At 66.0% G+C, this 12,372-nt stretch carries 13 protein-coding genes; 2 read left to right on the top strand and 11 right to left on the bottom strand.

Translation table 11 applies throughout. The features are described from left to right. Positions 1 to 507: 507 nt before the first annotated feature. The 9 genes from AB0B57_RS33840 to AB0B57_RS33800 all read right to left on the bottom strand — a co-directional run bounded on the left by AB0B57_RS33840 (position 508) and on the right by AB0B57_RS33800 (position 8,681). The gene (locus AB0B57_RS33840; protein WP_357079432.1) at positions 508 to 2,025 is read right to left on the bottom strand and encodes a PIN-like domain-containing protein; all 1,518 of its coding nucleotides are present in this window, start codon (positions 2,023 to 2,025) and stop codon (positions 508 to 510) included. Between the two features lie 129 nt (positions 2,026 to 2,154). Beyond that, a complete protein-coding gene (locus AB0B57_RS33835) occupies positions 2,155 to 3,591 on the bottom strand; it encodes a tyrosine-type recombinase/integrase (RefSeq protein WP_357079429.1) in 1,437 nt (478 codons plus the stop codon). Then, positions 3,588 to 3,773: a helix-turn-helix domain-containing protein gene (locus tag AB0B57_RS33830; RefSeq protein ID WP_030329852.1), complete on the bottom strand. Its 186-nt coding sequence runs from the start codon at positions 3,771 to 3,773 to the stop codon at positions 3,588 to 3,590. Before AB0B57_RS33830 ends, AB0B57_RS33835 begins: the two co-directional genes overlap by 4 nt. After that, positions 3,770 to 5,524: a replication initiator gene (locus AB0B57_RS33825; RefSeq protein ID WP_357079425.1), complete on the bottom strand. Its 1,755-nt coding sequence runs from the start codon at positions 5,522 to 5,524 to the stop codon at positions 3,770 to 3,772. Before AB0B57_RS33825 ends, AB0B57_RS33830 begins: the two co-directional genes overlap by 4 nt. Continuing rightward, complete coding sequence (locus AB0B57_RS33820) at positions 5,521 to 6,063, bottom strand: DUF2637 domain-containing protein (protein WP_357079422.1); 543 nt, start codon at positions 6,061 to 6,063, stop codon at positions 5,521 to 5,523. Before AB0B57_RS33820 ends, AB0B57_RS33825 begins: the two co-directional genes overlap by 4 nt. Then, the gene (locus AB0B57_RS33815; RefSeq protein ID WP_357079419.1) at positions 6,060 to 6,248 is read right to left on the bottom strand and encodes a hypothetical protein; all 189 of its coding nucleotides are present in this window, start codon (positions 6,246 to 6,248) and stop codon (positions 6,060 to 6,062) included. The genes AB0B57_RS33820 and AB0B57_RS33815 overlap by 4 nt, the downstream gene beginning before the upstream one ends. Before the next feature lie 3 nt (positions 6,249 to 6,251). After that, positions 6,252 to 6,518, bottom strand: a complete 267-nt coding sequence (locus AB0B57_RS33810; RefSeq protein ID WP_357079415.1) for a hypothetical protein — start codon at positions 6,516 to 6,518, stop codon at positions 6,252 to 6,254. Beyond that, on the bottom strand, positions 6,515 to 8,110 hold the full coding sequence (locus tag AB0B57_RS33805; RefSeq protein WP_357079412.1) for an FtsK/SpoIIIE domain-containing protein: 1,596 nt from the start codon (positions 8,108 to 8,110) through the stop codon (positions 6,515 to 6,517). The genes AB0B57_RS33810 and AB0B57_RS33805 overlap by 4 nt, the downstream gene beginning before the upstream one ends. 175 nt (positions 8,111 to 8,285) lie before the next feature. Next, positions 8,286 to 8,681 (bottom strand): transcriptional regulator, encoded by a 396-nt coding sequence (locus AB0B57_RS33800; protein ID WP_091402451.1) that lies wholly within the window; start codon positions 8,679 to 8,681, stop codon positions 8,286 to 8,288. Positions 8,682 to 9,083: 402 nt separating this feature from the next. Between AB0B57_RS33800 and AB0B57_RS33795 the strand changes: the two genes are divergently transcribed. Beyond that, entirely contained in the window at positions 9,084 to 10,157 is a 1,074-nt protein-coding gene (locus AB0B57_RS33795; RefSeq protein WP_357079408.1) for a hypothetical protein, read from the top strand. Between the two features lie 113 nt (positions 10,158 to 10,270). Beyond that, the gene (locus tag AB0B57_RS33790; RefSeq protein ID WP_357079405.1) at positions 10,271 to 10,714 is read left to right on the top strand and encodes a hypothetical protein; all 444 of its coding nucleotides are present in this window, start codon (positions 10,271 to 10,273) and stop codon (positions 10,712 to 10,714) included. On the opposite strand, the gene AB0B57_RS33785 is transcribed toward AB0B57_RS33790, so the two are convergent. Both AB0B57_RS33785 and AB0B57_RS33780 read right to left on the bottom strand, forming a co-directional pair. Next, positions 10,704 to 11,480: a glycosyltransferase gene (locus tag AB0B57_RS33785; protein WP_357079402.1), complete on the bottom strand. Its 777-nt coding sequence runs from the start codon at positions 11,478 to 11,480 to the stop codon at positions 10,704 to 10,706. The genes AB0B57_RS33790 and AB0B57_RS33785 overlap by 11 nt on opposite strands. Then, entirely contained in the window at positions 11,468 to 12,289 is an 822-nt protein-coding gene (locus AB0B57_RS33780) for a GntR family transcriptional regulator (protein WP_357079399.1), read from the bottom strand. Before AB0B57_RS33780 ends, AB0B57_RS33785 begins: the two co-directional genes overlap by 13 nt. Positions 12,290 to 12,372: the final 83 nt, after the last annotated feature.

Here is a 12,372-nt window from a genome sequence, read left to right as displayed (position 1 = left end):
TCCGCGCCAGACTCGAAGATGGCGATCTTGAAGCGCCAGCCTGCCCAGCCGAGCCGAGCGCACCTCAGCGATCCGCTTTTCGTTCCACGCTTAGGTACACCAGTCGAGTCCAAGGTGCCGGGCGATCATGAGCACCAACTGACCAGACTCGGTTGTAACGTCAGTCCCCTCGCGTGCCCGATCCGTACCGATCGGTCAGTCGATCAGGAGCAACCGCGGCCAAGAATGACAGGAAACGACGAAGGCCCCTGACTCGCGTTTCCGCAGGTCAAGGGCCTTTTCGTTGCCTGGTGGCGGGTAGAGGATTCGAACCTCTGAAGCTTTCGCGACGGATTTACAGGGCGTCCGCGATCTTGACTCGCCACAGCCCCTGAAGTGCCGCTTCTTCTTTAAGGCTTGCGGCTGCCGGCAATGTGCCCACCATGTGCCCACGCAGCACCCACACTGAGGGTCGCAGCAGTGCCGCCAGGTGATGCGAGCAACGAACAGCCAGCACGGGATCTTCTCTCATTCCCCTGGATATCCGTCGGCGCGTAGATCGCTCGAAACTACCCACCTCGTCGTCCCGTCGGCGAATAGCAATTCCGCCTGCTCTTCACTGCCTTCCTCGTCCGCCGGGCGAACGTCCGCCACCCTCGCTTTGCCGTATTCGCTGTGAACCACCCACGAACCAACCGAGACGGCACCACCGCCACTTGCCTCGATAACTCCGCGGGCGACAGCGCTGCTTAGCCCCACCGACCAGTCTTGCAGCATCTCAACTTGGCGCTTGGCGGACTTCGCCAGGGACAGCATACGAGTTCGAGAGGGTCGACCACGCCAACTCAGTCGAACAGAGTCCCGCATCGTCGAGTGATCTTCGGAACGCAACACGTCCACTGCGGCCTGCATGTCGGATAGCTCAACCGCAACCTCCTCGGACTGCTGACGCAGCTCGTCGAGGCGCCGTTGGTGCAAGGCCTTAGCCGGCCCATCTTCCTGCTGGACATCCAGTTCGTACACAAAGATGTCTACCGCTCTCTGCAAACGTTCACTCTCCGAGCGCAAATCTTCAACTTGGCGTGACGCGACCTCAATCATTGTTTCTAACATCGCAGCTTGAACAAAGATTGAGCGGGCAGAATCCTGAGAGGCCTGCACGGCAGAGTGTTCCGCCTGGCGGATCGTCTCTTCACTGACAACCGTTTCCAGAAAGGAGCGGGCGTGATACAACAACGATTGGGTCTGCATAATGATCGCAGGCACGCCTGCAACCTCCCTCGCCTCGGCGATCAGGCTCGGATGGCCGCAGATTGTCTGCCCCTTCAGACGGAGGAACCAATCCTCCTTAGCGTCTCTCGTGACGAAGAGCAAAGGCAGCTTTCGCATGGCTGCCTCTCGTAGCGTTTGATACCAAACGAGATAGTCGCCTGTAGGGTCTTCTTTACTTCCATCCCTATAACCGGGGGGCTCCTGCGCCTCAACACGCCGTAGTGCCTCCTCGCGGGCAGCGTCCAACTCGCCAGATTCTAACGGCTCTCCGACTCGCCCGGAAAAAAGGCGTTGCAACCTCTGGAGGATTACATCCTCTGCGAATCCGCCGGACGAACCGTGAGCCGACCTTAGCTCAGTCATCACTCGCTCTGCATCATCGAGGCCGCGAGAAACAAGTTGCAATAGCTCATCACGCTCCTCCTTGGGAAGGAGGACACGCTTTGCAAGTTCCCGAATCTTCGAGACAACAACCGATTGGGATTGCCGCACTTCGTCAATGGTCTTCAGAACGTCCTGATAGCTCTCTTCCTGACTTGACATTACGCTGAGTCGGTTCCGATGGAACTCTAGGCGAACTTGATACGGTACCCAAAGCCGCTCACCTATCTGCTCCAGCACCTCGAAGAGTTCGGTCCTAGCCGGGCCAGCGAAACGGTACAGCTCAAGCAGAACGTTGCTGTCGAGAACGACCAAGCCTTCGGTGATGGCCACTTTGATCGCTTCGGCGTCCGGAACGAGGTAATGCTCGAACCCATCACTGAGACCAGACACCGATATTCACCCACATCCGTCAAACGCGACAGGAAGGACAAGCAAGCCTACGACAGTCCGGCTGCACAACGCTAGCGGATAAGTCCGAACATTGCGGATATACCATCGTTATGCAGATGGCAAAACCGCTTAGTCAAGCGCTTCGGCGATCTTGTCGTTCATGGTGTCGTCGCCGCCATCGATGCAGTTGGCGTAGACCCGGAGCAGAACGGCGACGCCGTGGCCCAGGCGCCGGGCGACCTCGGTCGGCGGGACGCCGGCATTCAGCCAGAGCGAGGCCGCTGCGTGCCGCAGGTCGTAGGGCCGGCGGACGAGCGGCGAGGCGACCTGCGATTCGGTCAGCGCCTTCTCGCGGGCGAGCTTCCACCACCGGTCGTAGACCGACTCGGACAGCGGCCCACCGTGCAGGCCCCGGAAGAAGCGACCGTCCGGGCCAACCCCGTGATTCTCGACATGCGCGCACAGCAGCTCGACGAGCCGGGGCGGGATCGGGACCGTACGAGTCTCAGCCCTCCCCCGGTGCTTGAGTCCACGCCGCTCGTGAGAGCCGCCATCATCGGTCCAGTGCGACCCGGCGCGCGGTGAGGTGCCGGCGAGCACCAGGCGGCCCCAGCGGTATTCGATCTTTTCGTGGTCGCAGGACCGGGAGGGCTTGACGGCCGCCAGGTCGTCGAAGTCGGTCCCGCAGTTGGCGCACCGGCCGGAAAGGTCGCAGTCCTCCCGCCGTAGGTCCGCGGCTTCCGAGGGGCGCATCCCCGCGTAGTAGAGGCAGCCGAAGAACGCGGTGACCTTGTCGGCGCGTTTGCCGAGAGATTTCACCGCCTCCAGCAGCGTGGCGACCTGGGCTGGGTTCGCCACCACCCGGCGGTCGATGGACTGTGCGACTTCAGGGGCGGTCCATTGGACTCGGTCGACTGGGTTGGAGTCGATCAGCTCCAGCTCGACGGCGTACCCGAGCACGTTGTAGAAGGTGGCCCGCTTCCGCTGGACGGTGGAGGCCGCCGCGGGCTTGCCGTCGAGGCGCACGCAGAGGCTGTCGAGGACGCGGCGGACCATCGCCGGTGAGTCGAGTTCGACTATCGGGAGGGACGCGGTTTCCAGCCAGACGAGGGCCGCCGCGTGCTCGGTGGGGATCTCGTCGGACCAGCGGCGGGGGTTGAGGCCGTAGAGGTACAGCGCCTCACGGAGGAGGGCGTCAGTCGGTCGGCCCCGCTTTGTCGGCCGGGTCAGGGTGACCGTGATGGACGTCAGCGCTTCGACGATCGAGCGCCGGGTCTTGGCCGCCGCCCGGGGCCACTTCATCTCGACGTAGGCCCGGCTGTGCGCGTACCAGGTGGTGGGGTTCTTGGTTCTGGCCTCGGAGACCGGGCGGCCGGTGGCCGGGTCGAAGGGCTCCCCCGCGTTGGCCGCCTGGACCAGTTCGGCGCGGAACGAGTGCGCCAACGCCTTCGTACGGAACATGTCCTCGAAGCGTTGGCCGCTCACCGCCCAGCGGACCCGCCACGGCCGAGCCTTTCGGTCGGCGCGCTTGGCGATCTCCCAGATCTGGACCTCGTAGCTCTTCATGCGGCGTCCTGCTCCAGGTCGCCGAGCCACCGACCGAGCGCCGACCGGCGGACCCGAAGCTGCCCGTTCGGGAGCTTGATCACCCGTGGTCCCTTGCCGGTCTGCCGCCAGTAGAACCAGGTCGAGCGCGGTACGCGCAGTTCGGCGAGCACTTCCGGCACGGTCAACAACTCCTCGTTCACTGCGTTTCCTCCCCGTTGTGCTGTGCGTTGTGCTGAGTTGCCGAAAGATCTGCGGACCCGTGCGCGGCCCGGTCCTTGGCGGCGAGCAGTTCGGAGCGCCAGCGGGCACGTTCGCTGATCGACCGCATGAGCCGGTGGGTCATCGGGCCGACGTCCGGGTCATCGGGTCGGGCCAACTCCCAGGCGTGCCGGACCCGTTCGGCGGTGTCGCCCTGGTCGTCGACGAGCTGCGTGCCGTCGGTGGTCACGCCGAGCAGTGCCCGGACCCAGGCCCGCGCGTCGTGCTTGTGGTCGGCGAGGGTCTTGCCGGACCAGTCGCGGGAGATGAGGATGCGCCGGCCGCCGATGCCGAGGGTGTCGCGCTGGTGGACCTTGCCCTTGCAGCGGCCGGGCTTGAGCTTGGCGTGTGCCTTGCGGGGCTGGACGCCGTAGAGCAGCCAGTTGGCGCAGCGGTCGGTGCAGGGGGTGAGCTGGAGTTGTTGCCAGAGCCGGTCGAGGTGCTTGCGTTGCCGGTCGGTGGTGGCCTTGTGGCAGTCGCCGGTGTGCTTGGTGATGTATTTCGTGACGTACCGGATGGTCCGTTCGGCGTCCTCGGTGCCGGGCATGACGCCGCGGGCGTCGACCTGGGCGCCGAAGCGGACGACGTGCACAGGCTCGGCGTCCGGGTCGTCGTCGATGGTGTCGAGTGCTTCCGTCCAGGTGGTCAGCGGCGCGCGGGTGTCCGGGTCGACCCATGCCGCTGCCTGCTCGTCCCAGATGGGGAGCCGGTCGAGGGTGTAGCGCTGGACGTCGACCGAGGGCCACCACACCTGGTGATAGGTGGCAGCCGCCACGGTGCGGAGCACGTCCCGAGGGATGGTGCCCCGGATGGCGAAGTGGGCGTGCGGGGCGAGGCGGCGTTGCGGCTCGACGCAGCCGGCGTACTGGACGTTCCAGCCCTCGCACCGCCGAAGGTTCTGCCAGAACCGGTCGAGCAGGCGGGGGAAGTGCACGGCGTCCCAGGCTGCGCGGCGGTAGTCGTACCGGGCCGGGTTGACGGGGGTGCCGTCGGGGCGGACCGGGCCGTATGAGTCGAGGGTGAGGGTGAGCCACATCGACGGTTGGTAGGTGGAGCCGTCCGGGGCGGTGTAGGTCTTGCCGACGGTGCGCCGCTCTACCTTGCGCCGGGGCAGTTCGGGGGCATCCTGGCGCCGTTTGGTGGAGCGCTTGCGCCGTGGGCCGGGCTCGTCGTCCTGGTCCTCGTCGTCGCTGGCGTGGGGTGGCCCGACGCGCCCGCGCAGGCCCTCAGCGGCAATGGCTTCCTCCACCTCGCGGATTGCCTCGTCGAGGTCGGTCACCTGGTCCCATTGCGCGGCGCGTACGGCCTCGTCGCGGGAGAACTCCAGGTGGGCGCGGAACAGGATCAGAGACTTCTGCGCCTCGGTCGCGGGTTCCGGGCCGGGTAGCGGCTCGTCGTCGCGGTGCCAGCCCTCGCGGATCTGGGCTTGCCGTAGCCGGCGATTCTTCTTGGCGCACGGCGGGCACTTGTCCTCCCGGGTCGCGCCGCAGGGCAGGTCGATGACTTCGGTCAGGCCGGTGTCGAGATCGGTCCGCCGCATGGCCAGGGGGCGAACGCAGACGCCGTACTCGATGGCGATGTCCTTGAGGACGTCGATCGAACGGGGCAGTGCCATGCGGGCCGCCCGCGATCCCGGCCGAGGAGCAACCGGGGTCGGGGCGGGTTCGAGACCGGGCAGGGTTGGAGCCGTCATCGGATGATCCCGACGACCTGGGGCCGGTTGGACTGGACGACGCCGACCGGAGGCAGCACCGCGGCTGATGCCGGCGGCATCACCGGAGCCGGCGGCGAGGGTTCGACAGGTTGCGGCTCGTCGTACCAATCGCCCTGCGGCTGATTGGGTTCAGGTGCCGGCGGGGTGGTGGCTGCGCTGGACAGGACGACCTTGACCAGGGCGAGGAAGGCCAGCGACGGTACGGCCGCGACGATCCAGCCCCAGATGGAGGGTTCGGCTTCGGCGACCTGAGCGGCGAGGGAGAGCAGCGCGAACGCGATTAGGAGGACGCCGACCAGGCCGACGGGTCGACCATCGCGGCGGCGAGCGCGGATCTCCAAGCCGAGGTAGATCGCCATCAGCTCGACGGCTACGGCGTTGGCCCAGCCGATCCAGTCGGGCTGGCCGTGGGCAACGGTCAGGTCATGGACGTGGGTAAAGGCGGCGGCACCAGCCATGATCCCGATGGCGAGCAGGATCAGCACCCGGACGCCCGACTCGGCGCGTTCGCGGATCATCGGCCGCTGCCGTTGTCGCGGATGGTCAGGGTGATGCTGATCTGTTGGCCGTTGAGGTCGCGGCGGCGGTTGACCATGTGCGCCAGGCCGTGCAGGGCGGCGGCGAGTCGGTCCGGGGAGCCGTTGAGTTCGATGTGCAGTGGCTTGAGGCGGTGGGTGCCGAGGAAGAAGCTCTTGAGGGACATCGGTTACCTCCGGGCCGGGGCGACGCGGGTACGGATGTGCTCGGGTGGCTCGCCGAGGGATGCCACCGCTTCGGAGAGGCAGCGCCACAGCGCCCACGCCTCGTCGGGGGTCAGGTACATGCGGCGCCGGCCGCCACCGACGGCGAGATAGACCGGGTACGCATCGGGCCGGGCGGGGTCGACGCGGACGGACACGGCCGTGCTGCTGGCGCTGTCGGTGCCGGGGGCGCGGAGCCGGTAGAAGGTTCGGCCGTCAGGCGGGGCGGTCACCGCGGCTCACCCCCGTCGGTGTCCCGGTCGAGGATGTTCAGCAGCGAGTCGGGCAGCAGTGGTCCGCGACGCTGCCGAGGCAGGGGCGGGCGGGTCGGTTCGGTGGCGGTTTCCCGGCCGACCTGGGCGAGGATGTCCGCCGCGTCAGCCGGCGCCGGGTACTCGGCGGCCAGATCCCGGATGTGGTCGTCGGAGATGTAGGAGAAGCGGACGCGGGCGGGCTCGGGGGTGCCGTCGAGGATCACGTAGCCGACGCCCTTGGCCCAGCGCGGCATCTGGTCGGCGAGGGCACCCCGGTTGCGGGCACCGTCGCCCAACACCAGGTCGACCTGAGCGGCCTCGGTCAGGCCGAGCGCGATCCGGGTCGGGAACAGGTCCCGGAACGGCAGCACCTCCTTGCGCGGGTCCTGCAACGCGGCCACCACCAGGACGCCGACACCGGCACCCTGCGACAGCAGCAACCCCAGCGAACCGGCGATGCGCCTACGAAGGTCAACGTCCTGGAGGTACGCGGTCAGTGCCGCCATCTCGTCGATGACGACCACGACCAGCGGGTCATCCAGGGTCGGAGTGTGAACCCGCACCGCGCCGGCAAGGCGGGTCTGCCGCTCCCGCATCACCGTCACGGCCTCGTCGAGCAGATCGGCCATGGCCTCGAACGACTTGCAGGCGAACCGGGCAAACAACGGCCGACCCATCGCGAACTCCATACCGCCCTTGGGATCGATCACCCAGAGCCGGACCAGCCCGGAGGAGATCCCGCCGGCCAGAACACGGACCAGCGACCACAGCACCGAGCCCTTACCGGAGCGGGTGGCACCACCGATGAGGACGTGGGTGGCGAGCAGGTGCAGGCACCAGTGCCGCAGGTCTTCCCGTCGCGCCAGGGGTAGTGCGGTGAAGTCGGGCACCGATGGGACGTCGAACGGGTCGACCAGGGTGCGTAGCGCATCCGTGCGGACCACCACCAGGTAGACCACCGACGGCCGGTCCCGGAACCGCAGCCGGTCCACCGCGCCCAGGACCAGCGCCCAATAGCCGGACCGGATCGGCGGATCATCGGGACGCTCGGAGTAGACCCGGGCGTGCCGCCGGCCGAAGGCGTACGCCAGGTTCGCCGTTGCCTTTTGGAACTCTTCCGGTGTCTGGCCGCGGACCATGCGGATGGTCAGCACGTCGAGCGCCTGATCCGAGCGGACCCGCAGCAGCTCCGGCAGGACCGTGCGATGGTCGTACACCTTGGCCAGGCCGCAGAGGGTCATTGCCTCGCGCCAGGCCCGTCGGTAGACGAAGAGTTGACGGAACCGGCCGAGGATCGGGCCGGCGCACCAGGTCCACCAGGACGACTCGTGCCGCCACCGCCACAGCGCCGACACAGCGGCGGCCAGGACCACGGGCACGATCACGCCGGATCGGCCGAACTCGCGGTAGAGGCTCACCCCGGCCACGACCAGGGCGACGGCGACCGGGTGGCGAAGGCACCACCACAGGCCCCGCCACAGCCACCGCAGCACCAGGCCGACCGCGATCAGCCAGACCGGCAGCTCCAGCCGGCGCGGCCGGATCACCATCAGGTCCCCGGCGGTGGTCATCACGACCTCGCCACGAGGCCGGCGCATCATCGCGCACCCGCCACTGTGGGCCGCCGTAGGACGGCGGGCATACGCTTGGACATGTCACTACCTCTCTCGACAGAGCAGGGGAAAGAGACAGAGGGCGGGGCTGCCGTCCGCCAAGACCTGACAGCCCCGCCCCCACCAGATGCGGCTACTGCGCCGCCTTCGTGGCCACGCCCGCCGGGGCCCGCATCCCGGTCGCCCGCAGCGAATACGCCATCCGACCGTTGTTGCCCACGTACGGCGTGACGGTCATGCCGTCGAACTCGACCGCCTCGAACAGGCCACCCGTCGGCGGCACCGGCTGGTAGTCCGCCGAGATCTTCACCGTCGTCTCCCGCGACCGCTTTCCCAGCTCCGGATCCAGGTCCATCACCCGGACCTGCCACACCCGCTGGCCGGTCAGCTTGTCCTTCGCCGGGCTACGCCGGCCGGTCTTCTCGTCGTAGTCCTCGACCTCGCCCAGGGACTCGGGCACCAACGCGCACCCCGCCGGGAACACGTCCTCACACCGCACCGCGAACCTCGTACCGCCGCGCAGAGCCATCGCTCAACCTCCAACTTGTTAACTTGTCTGCCAAGCTGCGTCCAAGGTAGACGGCACTTGGCAGACAAGTCAACAACTGGTCGCGATGCACCCTGGTCGCCGTGCCGAATTGCACCGGAAGCACCATTTGCCAGTTTTTAGAATAAAGAGATACATCGCTAATGACGAGTCGCAGATCATCGCAGCGAGAGGCTCGTCCGGTTTGATGCTTTCCGATAGCGTGAAACCCTACTAATTCTTGGCCAGCGAGGAGATGGCGCTCAAGTGGAACAGCGCGCAGATTTTTTAGCCGCCACAAGGCGACTAATTGCCCAGCGAGCAGGGTTTCAATGCTCTGTACTGAATTGCGGAAGACCAACCGTGGGGCCTGGGCCAGGCACGACGGATTCCATAGACATCGGAATGGCAGCACATATTTATGCCGCCGCGCCGGGCGGACCCCGCGGCACAGGCGGCCTATCGACTAATGAGCGCAGGTCGGCAGAGAACGGCATCTGGTGCTGTTACGATCACGGCAAGGCGATCGACTCGGATGGCGGAAATTCCTTCTCTGTAGCTGAACTGCGCGCATGGAAGCGGCTACACGAGGCGCGCAAGTCGTTCGAAATGCACGGATTCGCATTAGACAAATACGGGCTTGTGGAGTCGATCGCCATAAACTCAGCCCCGGCAACTCTTTCCGGGCGCAACTTCAAACTGGGGATGCGAAATATCATCGCAGGCCCAAACAACAGTGGCAAAACTATGCTCGCAAGGCTAATCGGCAGTGTTGCAAACCCCCACTACGTAGCCGAAATCTCGCAAAGGAGAGACGTTGACATTGCCGTCCGGTGGTTCGACCCACAGACCCACAAAGTCGCAACGAAGGGTCGAGGCGGCGAGGTCTCTCACATCCTTGATGGCCGTCCGGTTCCATACGTTGCTCGACCTTATAAAATGGTAATTCTCTCGGGTTGGCACAGAACTTCCATTGGCAGCGTAGCCTCGCTCGCTCGCTTCCTTGACGTGAACACAACCGCAATGAAAGGCATCCTCAGAGCGACACCCGAGATGAGCCACATGGTCAAGGAAGTCCAGGTTGACAAAGATTCGGTCCGATATGTAGTTGACTACAACGGCCGCACCTATCGAACCACTGCCGAAGAGTCGGGCTACATGTCTGCCATCAATGACCTCGTGCTCATGGAAGTAGCTGGCGTCCATGCCCAGCACCACGCAATGGTTGAGCCCACGTTCTTGGTTCTTGATGAATTGCTAGACAGGCACCACGCCGGGTTTCAACTCACCATGTTGCATCATTTTGAACAAGCGGTAGGCCACGCCCAGTTGGCCGTAATTAGCCACTCATCCCTAATTGTACAAGAGTTCCAGCATTGGAATATGACTAACCTGGCCGACCAGCGCCATTATCAAAGAGTTGACCCGAGATCCCCTATTGATCTAGAGGTCCAGACCGGCGGCCTTGATGGTAGCTAGCCGGCATTACTCGCATGAAAACTCCTTGAAGCTAGCTCCTGCGGGCATGTCAGCAAGCAGAGAATCCCATCCGCTCAGGATTACTTCCGGTGTCTTACGGGTACCGACCGCCTATGCAGCAGGCCAACAATTCTCCGTCCAACCCTAGCCTTCGCCGCCGGCCAAATGGGGTGCGCGATACAACAGTGGAGGCCTTAGGCGAGTTGAGCAAAGCGCTGGAGACGATTCATCGGGTGCGTGGTCACCTGTACTCGGCGCACCAACTTGTTGGTGGGGCGGACCTCACTCTTGACCGGGTGGTGAAGCTGCTCCGCAAGGCCGGGCACGACGAGACGGCCGACCGGGTCGAGCACGAGCTGCTGGGTCGCAACGTGCTACCAGGCCGGTGGACGTTCCAGATCGTGGAGGAGTTCGACGACGGCTACTACGCCGCGTTCCAGGATATCGAGCGGGATGCGCGGGAGAAGCTGGCCGGCGGTCGGCGGCACATCTTCGAGGCGGAGATGAAGGAGCGGCGGCGTACCCATGGGATGCCGGGGCACGAGGCTACGCCGTAGCGCTGCCGTCGAAGCCGTTCGGGATCATCGAGGCCAGGGCGTTGGCTCGGGCCTCGATGATCCCCATCCGTGCCCGGTACTCGGCTGGTTCCCGGTGGGCGGCCTGGCTGGTGACCTGGCCGGGCCACTTGCGGTAGAGCAAGCCGTACTCCCGGGTGAAGTAGCCCGCGCTGACCGCGTTGGCGGCGAGCAGGAGCCCGGTGTCCTCGGAGGCCGGCAACGCCATCCAGCCGCCCAGGGCGAAGACGAGATCTCGCCGCAGGCACAGGGTTGCCGGGTGCACCGATGCCCGGTAGTCGTTCGCCTTCCAGAACGACAGAACCGAACCGCGGTCGACAACCCCGCCGGCTGGATCCTTGTCCCATCCGGCGGTCGAACCGTCGGGCAGCAGGTCGAGTACCCGCGAGGTGGTCCAGCCGATCTGCGGGTGCGCGTCGAACGCAGCGATGTCCCGGCCGAGCGCGCCGGGGGTCAACTGGTCGTCGGCGTCCAGCACCTTGATGAGCTGCCCGGAGACTCGGGCGAGCGCGAGGGTACGGGCAACACCGGGCCCACCGGGACGGCCGGTGCCCAGACTGATCCGGGGATCATCGGGCAGCGCGTCGGCCAGGGCGCCGGTCTGCCCGTCCTCCTGGACGAGCCATTCCCAGTCCCAGCCGTCAGGCATTTCCTGCTTGGCCAACGACTCGTAGGCGCCAGGCAGGTGCTCGATGCTGGGCGCGTGGACCGGGGTGATGACCGAGACGAGCTGCGTCAAGTTTTCCACCGCTGGAGTTTGTGGGAGTAGACAAGCTCGGTGCGGTCGCCCGGCATCACCACGTCAGCGACCTCAACGACGCGACCCGTGGTGTCGGTCGAGGTCTTCCGCACAGTGAGCACCGAGACGCCCGGGTCGATGTCCAGCAACTCGGCCTCATCCGGCGACGGCGGGCGAGCGCGGATCTCGTCGTCAATCCGGTCCAACTCGACGCCGAGCGTGTAGAGCTGGTGCTGCGTCCCGCCCGGCCACGGCTCGTTACCCGCGTCGAGCAGGTCCGGGTTCGCGGCCACCAGCTCATAAGGCAGGTAGGAGTACGACACGGTTAGCGGCGCGTTCTCGTGCCGCGACGACGTCCAGTAGACCCGCCGCAGCAGCGGAGTGCCCGGCTCGACCTGCAAGGCCGCCGCCATCTCCGCATCCGCCTCCACCCGCGAATACTCGGCATGGAATTTCAGGTCATCGACGGTCAGACCCGTGTCGTGCTCGGTGGCGCCGGTCTTCAGCCGCTCGCCCTCGTCGAGCAGGACGCGATCCTTCTCCCACTGGTACCGCTCGGTGTTGCGACGACGTACCCGTTGGCGGGGTGCCCGCACGTAGGTGCCGCGCCCCTGCTCGGCGCGGACCAGGCCCCATTCGCGGAGCTGCCGGATGGCGTTGCGGACGCTTGTGCGCGACAGGCCCGAGGTGTCGGCCAACTCGGTCTCGCTGGGCATCAGGGTACCGGGGGCCAGTTCGCCGCTCACGATCTTCGCCCGCAACTCTTCGGCGAGTTGCAGGTAGCGAGGGCGCCAGTCCCGGCCTTGCACACCGGTCACCGTACCCCCTAGACGTTCCAACGTCTGCCAGGTGGTCCCGCCAGCGGGCCGCTCCGGAACCGGAGGCACCGCTACCGCTGCTC

Source organism: Micromonospora sp. NPDC049101, assembly GCF_040648675.1.
Lineage (GTDB): Bacteria > Actinomycetota > Actinomycetes > Mycobacteriales > Micromonosporaceae > Micromonospora.
This window is presented reverse-complemented; position numbering and strand designations above follow the sequence as displayed.

Bases quoted from the DNA above. Each gene is read 5' to 3' on its own strand.
- AB0B57_RS33790 (WP_357079405.1), top strand. From the start codon at position 10,271: ATGCAGCAGGCCAACAATTCTCCGTCCAACCCTAGCCTTCGCCGCCGG.
- AB0B57_RS33800 (WP_091402451.1), bottom strand. From the start codon at position 8,681: ATGGCTCTGCGCGGCGGTACGAGGTTCGCGGTGCGGTGTGAGGACGTG.
- AB0B57_RS33825 (WP_357079425.1), bottom strand. From the start codon at position 5,524: ATGACGGCTCCAACCCTGCCCGGTCTCGAACCCGCCCCGACCCCGGTT.
- AB0B57_RS33820 (WP_357079422.1), bottom strand. From the start codon at position 6,063: ATGATCCGCGAACGCGCCGAGTCGGGCGTCCGGGTGCTGATCCTGCTC.
- AB0B57_RS33815 (WP_357079419.1), bottom strand. From the start codon at position 6,248: ATGTCCCTCAAGAGCTTCTTCCTCGGCACCCACCGCCTCAAGCCACTG.
- AB0B57_RS33805 (WP_357079412.1), bottom strand. From the start codon at position 8,110: ATGACCACCGCCGGGGACCTGATGGTGATCCGGCCGCGCCGGCTGGAG.
- AB0B57_RS33835 (WP_357079429.1), bottom strand. From the start codon at position 3,591: ATGAAGAGCTACGAGGTCCAGATCTGGGAGATCGCCAAGCGCGCCGAC.
- AB0B57_RS33795 (WP_357079408.1), top strand. From the start codon at position 9,084: ATGGCAGCACATATTTATGCCGCCGCGCCGGGCGGACCCCGCGGCACA.